Source organism: Actinocorallia longicatena (assembly GCF_039534125.1).
GTDB classification, from domain to species: Bacteria; Actinomycetota; Actinomycetes; order Streptosporangiales; family Streptosporangiaceae; genus Actinocorallia; species Actinocorallia longicatena.
Genome location: NZ_BAAAUV010000004.1, coordinates 40,607 through 56,278, shown reverse-complemented (window position 1 = coordinate 56,278; position 15,672 = coordinate 40,607). Strand labels below are relative to the sequence as shown.

Below are 15,672 nucleotides of genomic sequence, written 5' to 3'. Positions count from 1 at the left end.
AGCCGGGCCCTCTCACTGGCCCCCCAGCATCTGGGAGGCGAGGTCCTGCCGGGGCGGCAGGACCGGCGGGTAGGGGCACGGTGCTGCGTCGAACTTGATGCAGGGCGCGGTCAGCCGCACGTACTTGCCTCCGTTGGTGCCGCTGAACAGGGCCTGGAGCGCGGGCGGCAGGCCTTTCAGCATCTTTCCGAGCGAGCCGACGTTCAGCCTCGCCGTTCCCGTGAGCGCCTCGGTGCTGTCGATGAGACGGCCCAGCCGGGTGGCGTCGGTGCCGAGGATCACGTTCAGGTCCCTGGTGGCGGCCGAGGTCTCCTTCAGGGCGTCGGTCAGGATCCCCCTGTTGTCGGCGAAGGTCTTCGACAGGGTGACCAGGTCGTCGACCGCACGGGCGATCTGCCGGTCGCGGCGGCCCAGCGCCTCGGAGACCGTCCGGTAGTCCTCGACCATCTGGCCGATCTGGCCGTTGCGGGCGGCGAAGGCCGACAGCAGGGCGTCGAGGTTGCCGGTGATCTGGGCGAGGTTGCCCTCGTTGCCGTCGATCGCCTCGGAGAACGCCGTCAGCAGCTTGTTGATCTGCGCGGGGTCGAGGCTGCGGGTGAGCGGGCCGAGGTTGTTGACGACGGCGCTGAGGTCGACGACGGAGCGGGTGCGGGTGACCCGGGCGCCGTCGGCGAGCATCGTCCGGCTCTGCCCGGGGTTGAGGTAGACCATCCGCTGGCCGATGGTGTTGCGCCAGCGGATCGCGATCTCGGAGTCCTCGGGGACCCTGATGCCGTTGTCGATCCGCAGGGTGACCACGGCCCTGCCGTCCTCGACCCTGATGCCGCCGACCTGGCCGACGGGCGCTCCGGCGATCTTCACCTGGTCGCCTTCGAGCAGGCCGCTGACGTCGTCGAACACCGCGACGACCTGGTAGCGCCCGCCGAGGTGCAGTTGCAGGACCTGGCCGGCGATGTAGAGCGTCAGGGCTCCGGTGACGAGGAAGAACAGGCCGAACCGGACGGCGGCGTGCCGGACCATCACCGGCCTCCCTTCACCGGGCAGACGTCGAGGATGATCGCGCAGATGTCGAGCGGGAGGACGATGTCGGCCGAGCCCATGAGCGTCCCGTCCGGACCGGGCTCGCGCATGATCCCGCCGACGACGCCGAAGAACCCGGTGAGGCCCTTGGTGAGCACGGGGAGGTTGCCGAGCTGGGCGTTGAGCACCGCGGCGGCGCGGGATCCGGTGTCGACGACGGCCGCGGTGTTCCTCCTGTTGTCCCACAGGAAGGTGCTCGTGCGGTCTCCGAACCCGGAGGCCTGGTCGAGGAGGTCGGTGTAGCGCTCGGGATGGGCGCCCGCGACGTCCAGGAGGCCGCTCGCGTCGGTCGCGGTGGTGGCGAGTCTCCCGCCCTTGCCGCCGAAGGTGTCGCCGAGCGCCGCGGTGTCCTTGATCAGGCCGCTGGTGACGTCCCGGCCGCCGACGAACAGGTCGAGGAGCTTCGCGGAGTTGTCGACCGTCCGCGAGAGCTGCTTTCCGCGCCCGGACACGACCTGGGAGAAGGTGTCGAGGAGCTGGCCCATCTCGACCGGGTCGAAGGCGTCGGCGAGTTCGTAGGCGGGCGACGCGGTGTCGGCGGGGTCGATCGGGTCGACGGTTCTGGAGATCGCGGTGCCGTCGGCGAGGAAGGGCCCCGTGCCCTCGGCCGCGCCGGGCTCGATGACCACGTCCTTGGGCCCGAACACCGACACCGCCTCGACGGTCGCCTCGGCGGTCGCCGGGACCCTGACCCCGTGGTCGATGCGCAGCCCGACGACGGCCCTGCCGTCCCGGTCGAGCGCGACGGAGACGACCCGGCCGACCCTGATCCCCCTGATCTTCACCTCGGAGTGGGTGTCGAGGCCCTGCCCGGCCCGGCCGAAGGTGGCGTGCAGGGTGCGCGCTCCGCCGTCGTCCGGGGTGGCCGCGAGGACGCCCGCGGCCACCGCCGCGGCCATCAGGGCGAACCCGCCCGCGGCGAAGGCCGACTTGGCGCGGAGCGAGAGATCTTCCTGGCTCATCCGGTCAGCCTCACCGTTCCGCCGTCGCCCCAGAAGATGAAGGACAGCGCGAGATTGATCATGACGATGGCGACCATCGACTCGCGGATCGCGCGGCCGGTGGCCTGGCCGACCCCGACCGGTCCGCCGCTGGCGAAGAAGCCCCGGTAGCTGTGGATGACCATGACGACCACCGAGAACACCGCGACCTTGACGACGCTGTAGACGATGTCGCGGGTCGGCAGGAAGAGGTGGAAGTAGTAGTCGTAGATGCCGCTCGAGAGACCGAAGAACTGCGTGGTGATGAACTTCGCGGCGAAGAACGTTCCATACAGGCCGATCAGGTAGAGCGGGATCAGGGTCAGCAGGACCGCGGCGATCCGGGTGCAGACGAGGTAGGCGAGGGAGTTGATGCCCATCACGTCCAGGGCGTCGATCTCCTCGGAGATCCGCATCGCCCCGATCTCGGCGGTGAACGCCGACCCGACCTGCGCCACGAGCGCGACCCCCGCGATGACCGGCGAGACCTCCCGGACGCTCGAGAAGCTGACGACGAGCCCGGTGAACGACTCGATGCCCAGCCGCTGGAGCCCGGGGAAGCCCTGGAGCCCCACCTCCGCCCCGGTGGCCATCGACAGGAAGAACATCACGAAGACCATGCCGCTGCCGAGCACGACCGCCCCGACGCCCATGGTCAGGTCGCTGACGTGCCGCATCACCTGGGAGAGGTACTTCCGTCTGAGGACGAGCTCGACGACCAGGAAGTAGGACAGCCGCCCGAGGAACACGGGGAAGCGGAGGGACGGGGCGCGGAACCGGAGTTCGCGGCGGCGCAGGACGCGCAGGGACTGGACGGCGGTCATCAGATCCTCGGGGGGACGAGCACCAGGTACAGCGTGGTGATCACGTAGTTGACGGTGAAGATGAGCAGGGTCGCGGCGACCACGGCGACGTTCACGGCCCGGCCGACGCCGCGCGGTCCCATCTCGCAGGTCATGCCGAGGTAGCAGGCGACCGTCGCGGCGATCATGCCGAACAGCCCGGCCTTGAAGAGCGTCACGAACAGGTCGGTGGGCTGGAGCAGCAGGGTCGCTCCGTCGAAGTAGGCACCGGAGCTGACGCCCTGCCTGACCACGTTGAAGTAGTAGCCGCCGGCGACGCCCGCCAGGATGATCAGTGACACCAGGAGCACCCCGACGACGCTCGCCGCCCACAGCCGGGGCGTGACGAGCCGGTGCACCGGGTTGATGCCCATGACCTCGAGCGCGTCGAGTTCCTCGCGGATGCGGCGGGCGCCCATGTCGGCCGTCATCGCCGAGCCCGCCGCGCCGGAGATCAGCAGCGCCGAGGCGAGCGGGGCGACCTCGCGGACCAGCCCGAGCATGACGGCCGAGCCGGTCGCCGACTGGGCGCCGATCTGCCGGGAGATGTCGCCGACGTGCAGGGCGATGGTCGCGCCGAGCGGCAGGGCGATGAGCAGGACCGGCCAGGCGGTGACCTTGGCGATGAACCAGCACTGCTCGACGAATTCGCGCCACCACTGACGGACGTCCCAGGAGCGGCGCAGCCCCTCGAGCAGGGTCGCGAACAGTTCGCCCGTGCGTTCCAGCGCCCGGTCCCCCATGGACCAGCCCCTGCTGATGGCCTTGTCGACCAGGGCCATCAGCGGGCCCGACAGATCTGTCGGGTAGTTCCACGAGTCATGAGCGCACCTCTCGAGATCGTCTAAGCAGCGTTCGGGAGGCTACTGGGAGGTAAGTCACGTAAGCAAGGGCTTACTTCCGACAAGTGTGTTGGGTAGAACTGGGAGGGACCGGTTCCGCTCGGAGAAGGCAGGACGTATGAGACCCGGGCTCTTCGACGACTCCACCGCGATCCGCGACATCGGCTCCGAACCGTTCGCGATCCTGGGCGGCGGGCCCGCGCTGCTCCTCCAGTTCGCCCACCCGAAGGTGGCGCTGGGCGTGGCCGAGCACAGCGGATTCCGGTCGAGCCCCTTCCCCCGGCTGTTCTCCACCCTCGACTACCTGTCCATGGTCGTGTTCGGCAGCAAGGAGGAGGCCCACCGGGTCGCCTGGTCGGCGATGCGCGCCCATGACGTCGTCCAGGGACCGACCTACTCCGCGCACGATCCCGACCTGCTTCTCTGGGTGCAGGCCACGCTCTTCCAGCTGTCCAGGGAGCTGTACGAGCGCGTGTTCGGCGAGCTGGCGCCCGAGCGGGCGGAGGAGTACTACCAGCAGTCGGTCACGCTGGCCGAGCTGCTGGGAGCCCCGCGCGAGGCGCTCCCCGCCGACTCCCGGGCCTTCGCCGCCTACTGGGCCGGGATGGTCGAGACGCTGGAGGTCGGCGACGTCGCCCGCGAGCAGGCCCGCGCCGTCATGTTCCCCCCGACCCTGCGCTGGCTGCTCTATCCGGCGATGCTCGTCTTCCGCCTGGTCACGACCGGGCTCCTGCCCGAGCCGATCAGGAGGCAGTACGGTTTCCCCTGGAGCCCACGGCGTGAGCTGGTCTTCCGCTACCTGCTGTGGAACGTGCGGCTCGTCATGAACCTGACCCCGCGTCCGCTCCGCAAGCTCCCCGCGAAGCTGGGAGTCCCGCTCGCGCGCCGCCTGCGCTGGAACCGCTACCAGCGGCCGGTGCGCCCCGCCCGGCAGGTTCCCGCCGGGGAAGGAGAGAAGGCAGGATGACCTCAGGCCGCATCCCCGGGCCCGGCTCCCTGACCCACCGCTACGCCGCCGACTGGCGGCTGGGCCTCGTCAGCCGCGCCACCCTCCTGCTGCAGGTGGCGCATCCCGTGGTCGGCGCGGGCGTGGCCGAGCACTCCGACTTCGTCAACGACCGGTGGGGACGGCTCACCCGGACGGTGAACTCGACCCACGCCTTCTTCGGCTTCCACGGCGAGGAGCGGGGCCGCGAGGAGGCCGCCCGGCTCCGCGAGGTCCACAAGCACCTCAAGGGCGTCGACGCCCAGGGGCGCCGCTACCACGCGCTCGACCCGGAGGCCTATCTCTGGGTCCACGCCACCCTCCACCACGGCATGTCCGAGGCCCAGCGCCTGCTCGGCCGCCCCCTCGACCGTGGTGCGCGGCTGGGCCTGTTCTCCGAGTGGCGGGCCCTGGCCCTCGCGCTCGGCATCACCGAACGCCATCTGCCCGCCGATCCCGACGCCTTCGACGCCTACTTCGCGAAGACCGCCTCCGAGCACCTGGAGGACAACCCGACGGTACGGCTCATCATCGCCCTCGACGAGAAGCCCTATCCGCCGCCGCCCTCCTGGCGGCTGCCGTCACCCGTGTGGAACGTCCCGGCCCTGCCGCTGGCCGCGGCGCTGCGCCTGTGCACCGCCGCCGCGCTCACGCCCGAGCTCCGCGAGCGTTTCGGGCTCTCCTGGTCGCCGGCCCGCCGACGCCGCTTCGACCTCTTCGCCGCCGCGGCGCGCAGGCTCCCCGAGCGGGGCGGCCCCCGCCCGCGAACGGACGGGGGCCGCTGACGCGCCCGGCCGAGCGGTGCGTTCCCGGCCGGGAGTCCTCGTTTCGGGCACCGGAGTGCGCGTGCGCCTGAGGAAAGCGTAGACGCGAATTGTCACTCTGCCAAGTATTGTTGGCAACACGCCAATAGTACTTTGCGGTCCTGCGAGGACGGCGGTTCGGCCGCAGGCACTACCGTCATCGGCACGGACTCGAGACGGGGAGCGCATGACGGCACGACCGCGCGAGCGCAAGGACGGCGACGAGCGCCGGGAGCAGATACTGGCCTGCGCGCGCGAGCTCTTCCGGGAACGCTCCTACGCGGACGTGTCGTCGGTGGAGATCGCGGCCGCGGCCGGGGTCAGCCGGGGCCTGCTCAACCACTACTTCGGCACGAAGCGCGACCTGTACCGGGCCGCGGTCGAGGAGATGCTGAAGATCCCGCCGATCCCGGTGCCGGCGTTCGTGGCCGGTGCCAGCGTGCGGGACCGGATCGCCGAGAGCCTCGACGGCTGGCTGGAGCTGCTGGAGCGCAACGCCGAGACCTGGCTGGCCGCGCTCGACCGCTCGGCCCCCGGCGGCGACGCCGAGCTCAACCGGCTCCTGGAGGAGGCACGGGAGCGCGCCGTCGAGCGGATCACCGAGGTCGTCGGCCTCACCCGGACCGCGGAGGAGCACCCGCAGGTCAAGGCCGTGCTGCGGGCGTTCGCCGCGATGGCCGAGACGGCCTCCCGCGAGTGGCTGGAACGTGGCAGGCTCACCCGCGAGGAGGTCGGGCTGACCCTGGAGAGCGGGCTGACCCATCTTCTCGAGGTCGTCGTCCCCGCCCTCACCTCCGGGCGAGCACCCCGGTCAGCGCCGTGAGCGCGGGCCCGAAGGCGTGCTCCGGCGGCGTCGCGTAGCCGATGACGAGCCCGCCGGGCGCGTTCTCCGGGTCGGCGTAGTAGCCCGACAGCGCGTCGCAGGCGACCCCCGCGGCGTGCAGCCGCGCCAGGACCTCCTGCTCCCCTTCGGCCAGCCGCACCACGGCGTGCAGGCCGCCCGCCGGCAGCGGCCCCAGCGCCTCGACGAGCCGGTCGTGCCTGCGCCGGTAGCGGCGCCGGGACGCGGCGAGATGGCGGTCGAGCGCCCCGCTGGTGATCAGGTCCGCGAGGACGAGCTGGTCGAGCGCGTTCACCGGCGACTCGTCGTAGCGCATCACCTCGCGCAGCGGGCCGAGCAGTGCGTCGGGAACGGCCATCCACGCCAGCCGCAGCGCGGGGGCGAGGCTCTTGCTCGCGGTGCCGGTGTAGACGACCCGGCCGGGGGCGAGCCCCTGGAGCGAACCGGCCGCCGCCCCGAACTCCCCGTCGTAGTCGTCCTCCACGACGAGGACTCCGGTCGCGAGCAGCGCCGCGCGGCGGCGCGGCGCCAGCGTCACCCCGAGCGGGTACTGGTGGGCGGGCGTGACGACCACGGCGCCGACGTCCTCCGGGAGCGCGCCGACGACCAGGCCCTCCCCGTCGACGGGCACCCGGACGGTCGCGAGTCCCGCGCTCTCGACCAGGTCGGGGAAGTCCGGCGGCGCCGGATCCTCGAACGCGACCGCGGTCGCCCCGTGCCGCCGCAGGACCCGGCCGAGCAGCCGCAGCGCCTGGGTGTACCCGGCGCAGACCACGATGTGGTCGGCGGAGGCGATTACTCCCCTGGCCCGGCCGAGATAGGCGGCGAGCGCCTCGCGCAGGAGGTGGTGACCGGCCCGGTCGCCGTAGCCGAGCGCCGCCGAGGGCACCTCCCTCAGCACCCGCCGGGTCGAGGCCAGCCAGGCGGCGCGCGGGAAGGCCGACAGGTCGGGCATCCCGGGACGCAGGTCGAAGCCGGGGAAGGGCGGCAGCGTGGTCCACGGGGCCGAGCGGACCCGCGCGGGCGGCGCCGGCCGCGCGTCCGCGACGCGGGTGCCCGATCCGCGCCGGGCCACGAGGAGACCCTCGGCGGTCAGGTGCTCATAGGCCCGGGACACGGTGCCGCGCGCCATCCCCAGCTCCGCGGCGAGTTCCCGGGTGGACGGCAGCGGGCCTCCGGGCGCGAGACGTCCCGAGCCGATCGCCTCGCGCAGCGCCCGTTCGAGGCCGTCGCGCAGGCCCAGCGCGGGATCGAGGACGAGGTGCAGGTCCACTCCATGATCATAGGCCGCCGAGCGCCCAGAGCCCGGGGGCGGCCCACTCCCCGACGATCGCCACGTCGGGATCCTGCCCGCGCAGCACGGCGAAACGGGCGGCCAATGACTGGAGCCTGACGGTCATCGGGATCTGGGCGAGCAGCGGATGACCGCCGGAACCGCGCAGCCGGGTCACCGCGAGGCCCTCCCCCGCCGCGGCCCCCGCCAGCCCCTCGGCCAGCCCGTCGGGGTCGGCCTCCGGCGCGAGGACGATCAGCCCGTCGGCGGCGGTGAAGGGGACCGCGCCGCCGTGCAGGAGGTACTCGGAGTCGAATCCCTCGGCGAGGATCCTGGCCCCCTCCCTGATCTTCAGTGCTCCTTCGCGCGCCGTCACCGCGTAGGGTCCCGAGCCGACGATCGCGAGCGCCCTGGCGGGCACCGGGATCCGGTCGACGCGCGGTTCGGCGCTCAGCCCCCGCACCTCGGCGGCCAGCCCGCGGAGCCCGGCGGGATCTCCGAACGGGGCTCCCAGCTCGTGGGCGAGCCTGGCCAGCACCGCGAGCGCGGCGGTGTAGCTCACGGTGTAGGTCTCCGACTCCTCCGCCGCGACGGTCTCGATCGCCTCGGGCCAGCCCCTTCCGATGCCCGTGATCGTGACCAGCGGAAGGCCCCGGTCGAGCGCGGTGCGCCTGACACGGCGCGCGAAGGAGGTCTCGGCCGTGTGGCTGATCAGCACGACGGCCTCGTCCGGGCGGGCGGTCCAGCGCGCCGAGGCCGACCACCGTGCGTCCGTCCCGGCCTCCTCGAGCATGAGCGCCCCGAGCTCCGCCGCGTGCTGGCTGGTCCCGGTCCCCACGACCGCCACCCGCCGGGCTCCCCGCAGGACCGCCGCCTGCTCGCTCACGTCCAGGCCCGCGAGGCGCTCGAGCGCACCGGCCTGCTCATCGATCATCGCTGCAAGTCGCATGAGGAGAACCTAGGAAGACGGGCCGCCGCGTGCGTGGTCCACTCGCCTGCCGGAAGGGTGATCCACCCCGCGCCGGCCCGTTAACCGGATCTTCACACATTCGGGCCTTCCATCGTCATACGTATGATGCGATCTTTCTTTTGCCCGAATGTGTCCCGTTCTGACCCGGTTCCCCCCACCGGGGCGGGACACAGGCAGAAGGAGAAGGCTCGTGAGACGAGTCATCACCGTCCTGTCCGCGCTGCTCCTCACCGCCGGTCTCACGGCCGGCGCGGCGCACGCCACTCCCCCCGGTGTGCCGACCAAGGCCACCGCCACGTCCCAGCTCGCCGCGCTGACCGTGGCGGCCGAGTCCCACTCCACCACCTACGACCGCGCGCTGTTCCCGCACTGGATCACCGTCTCCGGCACCTGCGACACCCGGGAGACCGTCCTCAAGCGCGACGGTTCCGGCGTCGTGACCAGCTCGGCCTGCGCGGCGACCTCAGGATCCTGGAAGTCGCCCTACGACGGAGCGACCTGGACGGCCTCCTCCGACGTGGACATCGACCACATGATCCCGCTGTCGGAGGCGTGGAAGTCCGGCGCCTGGGCGTGGACCACGGCCAAGCGCCAGTCCTTCGCCAACGACCTGGCGAGCCCGCAGCTGTGGGCCGTCACCGACAACGTCAACCAGTCCAAGGGCGACAAGGACCCCGCCGCCTGGAAGCCCCCGCTCAGCTCCTTCTACTGCACCTACGCCAAGAGCTGGATCACGGTGAAGTACAAGTACGCCCTCACCCTCCAGAGCACGGAGAAGACCGCGCTCACCAGCATGCTCGCGTCCTGCTAGGGGATCATCTGAGGTAGCGGACCAGGCTCTCGGCGACGCACGCGGGCCTGGTCTCCCCCTCGATCTCGATGGTGATGGTCCGGGTGATCTGGAGGCCGCCGGGGACCTCGTGGGCCTCGGTGAGCCCGACCCTGCCCCGCACCCGGCTGCCGACGGGGACCGGGGTGATGAAGCGGACCCTGCCGAGGCCGTAGTTGATGCCCATCGCGACACCCCTGACCTCCATGACCTGGAGACCGAGCTGCGAGATCAGGGAGAGGGTCAGGAAGCCGTGGGCGATGGTCCGGCCGTAGGGGCCCTCGGCGGCGCGCGCCTCGTCGACGTGGATCCACTGCTGGTCCTCGGTGGCGTCGGCGAACTTGTCGATGCGCTCCTGGTCGATCGTGATCCAGCCGCTGGTGCCGAGTTCGGTGCCGACCGCGGCGGCGAGGGCGTCCAGGTCTTCGAAGATCACCGGGCTCCTCCGTTGATGTGGAGCGTCTGACCCGAGACATAGGACGCGTCCTCGCTCGCCAGGAACGCGATGACCGAGGCGACCTCCTCCGGCCGGCCGACGCGGCGCAGCGGGGTCCTGGCCGCGACCTCCCGCTGGTAGTCCTCGGGTGTGGAGCCGACCCGGACGGCCGTCGCGTCCGTCATCGCGGTGATGATGTAGCCGGGGGCCACGGCGTTGACGTTGATCCCGAACGGCCCGAGCTCGATCGCGAGGGTCGCGGTGAGCGCCTGGATCCCCGCCTTGGCCGCGGCGTAGTTCGCCTGGCCGCGCGCTCCGAGGGCCGACCGGCTGCTGAGCGAGACGATCTTGCCGGAGCGCTGGGCGACCATGTGCTTCTGGGCGGCCTGACAGCAGTGGAAGACGCCGGAGAGGTTGACCGCGATGACGGCGTCCCAGTCGTCCTCCGACATCTTGAACAGCAGGTTGTCGCGGGTGATGCCCGCGTTGTTGACCAGGACGTCCAGGCTTCCGTGGTCGGCGGCGATCCGGTCGAAGACCTCGGCCACCGCGGCGGCGTCGGTGACGTCGCAGTCGTAGGCATGAGGATGATCCGTGCGTTCCGGTGCGTCCAGGTCGACGACGGCCACGGTCGCCCCCTCCTCGGCGAACCTGCGGACGGTCTCCGCGCCGATGCCCTGCGCGCCGCCGGTGACGACGACGACCTTGCCGGTGAACCTGCCCATGGGGGTCTCCTTAGAACGCGCTGATCCCGGTCAGGGCGCGGCCGATGACGAGCTTCTGGATCTGGCTGGTGCCCTCGTAGAGGGTCATGACGCGGGCGTCCCGCAGCATCTTGCCGACGGGGTACTCGTCGATGTAGCCGTAGCCTCCGAACACCTGGAGCGCGTTGCTCGCCGCCCGCACCGAGGCCTCCGAGGCGAACAGCTTGGCCATCGAGGACTCGGTCGCGAACGGCAGCCCCCGGTCGATCAGGTCGGCGACCCGCCAGACCAGCAGCCGGGCCGCCTCCACGTCGACCGCGATGTCGGTGAGCAGCTCCTGGACGAGCTGGTGCGCGGCGATCGGCTTGCCGAACTGCTCGCGCTCCTTGGCGTACTCCACGGCCACGTCGAGGCAGCCCTGGGCGAGCCCGACGCATCCGGCGCCGACCGACATCCTGCCCTTGGCCAGAGCGGCCATCGCGACGGAGAACCCCTTGCCCTCGTCGCCGAGCCTGGCCGAGTCCGGCACCCGCACCCCGTCGAAGGACAGCTCCGCCGTCGCCTGGCCGCGCAGCCCGAGCTTTCCGTGGATCTCCCGCCGCTCGATCAGGCCGGCCGGGACCAGGAACGCCGTGACGCCCTTGGGTCCCGGTCCGCCGGTCCTGGCGAAGACCAGCGCGACGTCGGCCCAGGTGCCGTTGGTGATGAAGATCTTCGTTCCGGTGATCAGCCAGTCCGAACCGTCGCGGACCGCCCGGGTCGTGAGGCTGCCCGCGTCGGAGCCGGTGCCGGGCTCGGTCAGGGCGAAGCACGCCAGCGACGCGCCCGAGGTGAGGCGCGGCAGCCACGCGTGCTTCTGCTCCTCGGTGCCGTAGGTCAGGATCGTCTTGGCGACCAGGCCGAGGGTGACCGAGACGATGCCCCGGATCGCCGAGTCACCGCGCCCGAGCTCCTCCAGCACCAGGCAGTAGGCCAGGTGGTCGCCGCCCGAGCCTCCGTGCTCCTCGGGGATCGTGACGCCGAGGAGCCCCAGCTCGCCCATCCGGCCGACGATCTTCCGGTCGACCGACTCGGCCCGGTCCCACTCCGTGACGTTCGGCAGCACCTCGCGGTCGATGAAGCCGGCCGCCATCTTCCGCACGGCGGCCTGCTCATCGGTCAGTTCCAGGTTCATGGCGTCCTCACACGGCCGGGCAATAAACTAGCAATGCCAGTTTTAGCCCACGGAAACTAGCAGTGCAAGTTTCTTGGGCGCTGGCACAATGACCGGATCCCTGGACGTCAGCGACCGTGAAGGAGCCCCTCCGTGGCCCGGCCCCGCCATCCCCTGCTCAGCCGCGAGCGCATCGTCGCGGCGGCGCTCGAGCTCGCCGACGCCGAGGGGCTCGAGGCCGTCTCGACCCGGCGGCTGGCCACCGAGCTCGGCGTCAGCGGCCCCTCGCTCTACAACCACGTGGCCACCAAGGAGGAGCTCCTCGACGCGGTCGTCGACGCGGTGATGGGCGAGGTCGACCTGTCGATGTTCGCCTCGCCGTGCACCGACTGGCGGGCCGCCCTGGAGGGCTGGGCCCGCTCCTACCGCGCCGCCCTGGCCGGGCATCCGAACGTGGTGCCGGTGCTGGCCCGCGGTCCCGGCCGCCGCCCGAACGCCCTGCGCCTGGCCGACGCGGTCTTCGGCGGCCTGGTCGAGGCGGGCTGGCCGCGCCGCGAGGCGACCAGCGTCGGCGCCCTCATGCGCTGGTTCATCACCGGCTCGGCCCTCGGCTCCTTCGCGGCCGGGTTCCCCGCCGACTCCGCGCTCTACGACGGCGACTATCCCCACCTCGCCCCCCAGGCCCATCTCCTGGCCGAACGCCGCCAGCGGATCGACACGACCGCCTTCGAGACCGGGCTCGAGGCCCTCCTCGACGGCCTCGCCCTGCGGTTCGCTTCCTTCTAGCGCCGGAGTTGCGCAAAGCACGGGTGTCGGCGCGTTCGCCTCGCCGTCCGCCGGGCAAGGTGCTCGAGTGGATCAGCTCGCGCTCATTTTCCTGCTGGCCGTGGGGGCCGTCGCATTCGTTCCCGTCGGCAAGCGTTTCGGGGTGCCCGCGCCCGTTCTCATGACGCTCGGCGGGATCGTCCTCGCGCTGCTGCCGTTCGTGCCCAACGTCGCGATACCGCCGGACTTCATTCTTCCCCTGGTCCTGCCGCCGCTGCTGCACGCGGCCGTCCAGCGGACGTCATGGCGGCAGTTCCGCGACAACGCGAGGCCGATCCTGATGCTCGCGGTCGCCCTGGTCTTCGTGACGACGGCCGCGGTCGCCTGGACCGCCCACCACATCATCCCCGGCCTGCCCGTCGCCGCGGCCGTCGCCCTCGGCGCGCTGGTCGCCCCGCCCGACCCGGTGGCCGCCACCAGCGTGGCGGGCACGCTCGGGCTGCCGCGCCGGATGGTCTCGATCCTCGAGGGCGAGGGCCTGTTCAACGACGTCACCGCGATCGTGATCTACCACGTGGCCGTCGTCGCCGCGATGACGGGCGAGTTCTCCTGGGCCAAGGCGGGCGGGGACTTCGTGCTGTCCGCCGTGGTCGCGGTGGTCGTCGGCGCCGGCCTGGGCTGGCTGACCCAGCGGTTCATGAACTGGCTGGGCGAGCCGACCCTCCAGACGGCGCTCTCGCTGCTCGTCCCCTTCCTCAGCTACACCCTCGCCGACGAGCTGCACGGCTCCGGCGTCCTCGCCGTCCTGGCGACCGCGCTGTTCCTCTCGGAGCGGGGATCCGACCCCGACGACGTCCAGGGACGGGTCATCGGGGCGAGCTTCTGGGAGGTCATCGACACCCTCGTCACCGGCATCGCGTTCGGAGTGATCGGCCTCGAGCTCGCGACCGTGCTGCGCTCCCTCGACGGCGACGACCCGTGGGAACTGCTGCGGCACGGCCTCGTCGTGACCCTGGTGGTGATCCTGGTCCGGCTGGTGTGGATGCTGCCCGTCTCCTGGCTGAGCCGGTGGCTCCACCGGCGGTCCGGCAACGAGGACGAGGACCTGCCGACGACCTGGCAGGAGACCATGGTCGTGTTCTGGTCGGGGATGCGCGGCGTCGCGACGATCGCCCTGGCCCTGGCGCTGCCGCTGAAGTTCCCCGGCCGCGACGCCATCCTTGTGACGGCCTTCACCGTCATCATCATCACCCTGGTCGTGCAGGGCTTCACGCTGCCGTGGGTGGTGAAGGTCCTCGACGTCCGCAAGGACGCCGAGGCCGAGACCCGCCAGGAGGACGAACTGCGCGGCCGGGCCAGGACCGTCGCCCGGCACCGGCTGCGCGAGCTGATGGACCAGATCGACATGCCCGACGAGGCCGCCCGGATCCTCTACGGCCGGTTCGGCCGCTGGGCCGACGGCAGCCGGATGGACGAGAAGCAGCGCCTCGCGCTCCGCAGAACCGTCCGCAAGGTCCAGGACGAGGTCAACTCGGCCGCCCGCCACGAGATCCTCGGCGCCCGCTCCGAACCGGGCGTCGACCCGGAGATCGCCGACCGGGTCCTCCGCGAACTGGACCTGCGCGGCCTGCACTGACGACCCGGGCCCGGGACCCGGGAATCTAGCGGACGATCCGGGCGGCGGTGGTGGGCAGCGTCAGCGACCACATCTGCTCGCGCGTCTCGTGGGCGAGCGCGCTGTCGTGGTCGCGGCCGTCGCCCGCCAGCCGCAGCGTCTCCTTGGTGCGGCGGACCAGCTCGGGCTCGACGGCGGCCAGCCGGGAGGTGAGGACCGCGGCGGCGTCGAGGAGCCCGGCGTCCGGGACCGCCCGCAGCGCCAGTCCGGCCGCGACCGCCTCGGCGCCGCCGACCCGCTCACCGAAGAGGACCATCGCGGCGGCGGTCTGCGGGCCGACGAGACGGTCCAGCATCCAGGTGTGGCCGCCGCCCGGATGAATGCCGATCTTCAGGAACCGGGTGTCGAACCACGCCGACTCCGCGACGATCCGCACATCGCACGCCAGTGCCAGGTTGAACCCGGCGCCGACGGCCGGGCCGTTGACCGCGGCGATCGTCGGCAGTGGCGACCGGGCGACCCGCAGGAAGCCCTCGTAGACCAGCTCGACCCCACGGGAGTCGCCCCTGGTGGCCGCACGGAGGTCGTCGAGGTCGGCTCCCGCGCAGAACGCCGGTCCCGCGCCGGTGATGACCACGCTGCGGACCTCCGGGTCGGCCTCGACGGCGTCGAAGGCGGCCAGCACCTCCCGGACCAGATCTCCGGAGAGGATGTTGCGTCGCTCGGGGTCGTTCAGCGTCACCCGCGCCGTCCCGCCCTCGACCAGCACGTCCACCAGGCTCATCAGGTCCTCCTCGTTGATCGGCGGCCCACGATACCGGCGGCGGTCGATCCCGCTCCGGGCGCCGTGCCCCGATCCCTACCTGACGTCGTGCGGCCTGAACTGCACGCTGATCCGCGGCCCGGCGGCCCGGACGGACTTGGGAACGGCGTGCTCCCAGGTCCGCTGGCAGGAACCGCCCATCACCAGCAGGTCCCCGTGGCCGATCTCGAACCGCAGCGCCCTGCCGCCACCGCCGCGCGGGCGCAGGAGCAGCGCGCGAGGCGAGCCGAGCGAGACGATCGCGACCATCGTGTCCTGAGTCCTGCCGCGGCCGATGGTGTCGCCGTGCCAGGCGACGCTGTCGCTCCCGTCGCGGTACAGGCACATCCCGGCGGTGACGAACGGCTCGCCCAGCTCCGGCCGGTAGTGAGCGGACAGGGCCTCGCGCATCACCACCAGCTCGTCGTCGGGCAGCGGCTCTCCCGGCTCGTAGAACTTGGTGAGCCGCGGGACGTCCACGACCCGCTCGTACATCGTGCGCCGCTCGGCGTGCCAGGGGACGCCGGCGACGAGCCGGGCGAACAGCGGATCGGCTCCGGAGACCCAGCCGGGGCACAGGTCGACCCAGGCGCCGTGGGACAGCTCGGTCCGCCGCACCGCCGAGCCGAGCGGACCGAGGTCGACGGAGTCGGCGTCACCCATCAGGGATCCCTGGAACATCATGCGCCCCACCATATCAAACACATGTTCGATCATCGAAGACTGTCGGACCCCGACCGTAGGCTTGGGTC

Annotated in this window: 17 protein-coding genes; 6 read left to right on the top strand and 11 right to left on the bottom strand. The window is 71.8% G+C overall.

Features of this window, described 5'->3' with window-relative positions:
- Positions 1 to 12 precede the first annotated feature (12 nt).
- Genes ABD785_RS08535 through ABD785_RS08520 form a run of 4 tightly spaced genes read right to left on the bottom strand, consistent with a single transcriptional unit; the run spans position 13 to position 3,684 of the window.
- The gene (locus tag ABD785_RS08535; protein ID WP_344824314.1) at positions 13 to 1,020 is read right to left on the bottom strand and encodes an MCE family protein; all 1,008 of its coding nucleotides are present in this window, start codon (positions 1,018 to 1,020) and stop codon (positions 13 to 15) included.
- Positions 1,020 to 2,042, bottom strand: a complete 1,023-nt coding sequence (locus tag ABD785_RS08530) for an MlaD family protein (protein ID WP_344824311.1) — start codon at positions 2,040 to 2,042, stop codon at positions 1,020 to 1,022. Before ABD785_RS08530 ends, ABD785_RS08535 begins: the two co-directional genes overlap by 1 nt.
- Complete coding sequence (locus ABD785_RS08525) at positions 2,039 to 2,884, bottom strand: ABC transporter permease (RefSeq protein ID WP_344824308.1); 846 nt, start codon at positions 2,882 to 2,884, stop codon at positions 2,039 to 2,041. The genes ABD785_RS08530 and ABD785_RS08525 overlap by 4 nt, the downstream gene beginning before the upstream one ends.
- The gene (locus ABD785_RS08520) at positions 2,884 to 3,684 is read right to left on the bottom strand and encodes an MlaE family ABC transporter permease (protein WP_425547749.1); all 801 of its coding nucleotides are present in this window, start codon (positions 3,682 to 3,684) and stop codon (positions 2,884 to 2,886) included. The genes ABD785_RS08525 and ABD785_RS08520 overlap by 1 nt, the downstream gene beginning before the upstream one ends.
- 178 nt (positions 3,685 to 3,862) lie before the next feature.
- On the opposite strand from ABD785_RS08520, the gene ABD785_RS08515 reads away from it, so the two are divergent.
- The 3 genes from ABD785_RS08515 (at position 3,863) to ABD785_RS08505 (ending at position 6,355) form a co-directional block, all read left to right on the top strand.
- A complete protein-coding gene (locus tag ABD785_RS08515) occupies positions 3,863 to 4,711 on the top strand; it encodes an oxygenase MpaB family protein (RefSeq protein ID WP_344824305.1) in 849 nt (282 codons plus the stop codon).
- Complete coding sequence (locus ABD785_RS08510; RefSeq protein WP_344824302.1) at positions 4,708 to 5,514, top strand: oxygenase MpaB family protein; 807 nt, start codon at positions 4,708 to 4,710, stop codon at positions 5,512 to 5,514. The genes ABD785_RS08515 and ABD785_RS08510 overlap by 4 nt, the downstream gene beginning before the upstream one ends.
- 205 nt (positions 5,515 to 5,719) lie before the next feature.
- Positions 5,720 to 6,355 (top strand): TetR/AcrR family transcriptional regulator, encoded by a 636-nt coding sequence (locus tag ABD785_RS08505; RefSeq protein ID WP_344824299.1) that lies wholly within the window; start codon positions 5,720 to 5,722, stop codon positions 6,353 to 6,355.
- Here the strand turns inward: ABD785_RS08505 and pdxR are convergent.
- Together pdxR and ABD785_RS08495 are read right to left on the bottom strand one after the other, a co-directional pair.
- On the bottom strand, positions 6,321 to 7,646 hold the full coding sequence (gene pdxR, locus ABD785_RS08500) for a MocR-like pyridoxine biosynthesis transcription factor PdxR (RefSeq protein ID WP_344824296.1): 1,326 nt from the start codon (positions 7,644 to 7,646) through the stop codon (positions 6,321 to 6,323). The genes ABD785_RS08505 and pdxR overlap by 35 nt on opposite strands.
- Positions 7,647 to 7,653: 7 nt before the next feature.
- On the bottom strand, positions 7,654 to 8,595 hold the full coding sequence (locus ABD785_RS08495) for a hypothetical protein (protein ID WP_344824293.1): 942 nt from the start codon (positions 8,593 to 8,595) through the stop codon (positions 7,654 to 7,656).
- A gap of 211 nt (positions 8,596 to 8,806) precedes the next feature.
- Between ABD785_RS08495 and ABD785_RS08490 the strand changes: the two genes are divergently transcribed.
- A complete protein-coding gene (locus tag ABD785_RS08490; RefSeq protein ID WP_344824290.1) occupies positions 8,807 to 9,427 on the top strand; it encodes an HNH endonuclease family protein in 621 nt (206 codons plus the stop codon).
- Positions 9,428 to 9,431: 4 nt separating this feature from the next.
- Here the strand turns inward: ABD785_RS08490 and ABD785_RS08485 are convergent, their stop codons facing one another.
- From ABD785_RS08485 to ABD785_RS08475, 3 genes are read right to left on the bottom strand one after another with little or no spacing between them, the layout of a single operon-like run.
- Positions 9,432 to 9,881 carry a MaoC family dehydratase gene (locus ABD785_RS08485; RefSeq protein ID WP_344824287.1) on the bottom strand — a complete coding sequence of 150 codons (450 nt, stop codon included), beginning with the start codon at positions 9,879 to 9,881 and terminating at the stop codon, positions 9,432 to 9,434.
- Complete coding sequence (fabG, locus tag ABD785_RS08480) at positions 9,878 to 10,606, bottom strand: 3-oxoacyl-ACP reductase FabG (protein WP_344824285.1); 729 nt, start codon at positions 10,604 to 10,606, stop codon at positions 9,878 to 9,880. Before fabG ends, ABD785_RS08485 begins: the two co-directional genes overlap by 4 nt.
- Positions 10,607 to 10,616: 10 nt before the next feature.
- Complete coding sequence (locus ABD785_RS08475) at positions 10,617 to 11,759, bottom strand: acyl-CoA dehydrogenase family protein (RefSeq protein ID WP_344824282.1); 1,143 nt, start codon at positions 11,757 to 11,759, stop codon at positions 10,617 to 10,619.
- A 132-nt stretch (positions 11,760 to 11,891) separates the two neighbouring features.
- Between ABD785_RS08475 and ABD785_RS08470 the strand changes: the two genes are divergently transcribed.
- Together ABD785_RS08470 and ABD785_RS08465 are read left to right on the top strand one after the other, a co-directional pair.
- Complete coding sequence (locus tag ABD785_RS08470) at positions 11,892 to 12,524, top strand: TetR/AcrR family transcriptional regulator (protein WP_344824278.1); 633 nt, start codon at positions 11,892 to 11,894, stop codon at positions 12,522 to 12,524.
- A gap of 67 nt (positions 12,525 to 12,591) precedes the next feature.
- Positions 12,592 to 14,139, top strand: a complete 1,548-nt coding sequence (locus tag ABD785_RS08465; RefSeq protein ID WP_344824275.1) for a Na+/H+ antiporter — start codon at positions 12,592 to 12,594, stop codon at positions 14,137 to 14,139.
- 25 nt (positions 14,140 to 14,164) lie between these two features.
- Here the strand turns inward: ABD785_RS08465 and ABD785_RS08460 are convergent, their stop codons facing one another.
- Together ABD785_RS08460 and ABD785_RS08455 are read right to left on the bottom strand one after the other, a co-directional pair.
- Positions 14,165 to 14,902 (bottom strand): enoyl-CoA hydratase, encoded by a 738-nt coding sequence (locus ABD785_RS08460; RefSeq protein ID WP_344824271.1) that lies wholly within the window; start codon positions 14,900 to 14,902, stop codon positions 14,165 to 14,167.
- Between the two features lie 75 nt (positions 14,903 to 14,977).
- Positions 14,978 to 15,604: an alpha-ketoglutarate-dependent dioxygenase AlkB gene (locus ABD785_RS08455; protein ID WP_344824268.1), complete on the bottom strand. Its 627-nt coding sequence runs from the start codon at positions 15,602 to 15,604 to the stop codon at positions 14,978 to 14,980.
- Between the last annotated feature and the right edge of the window lie 68 nt (positions 15,605 to 15,672).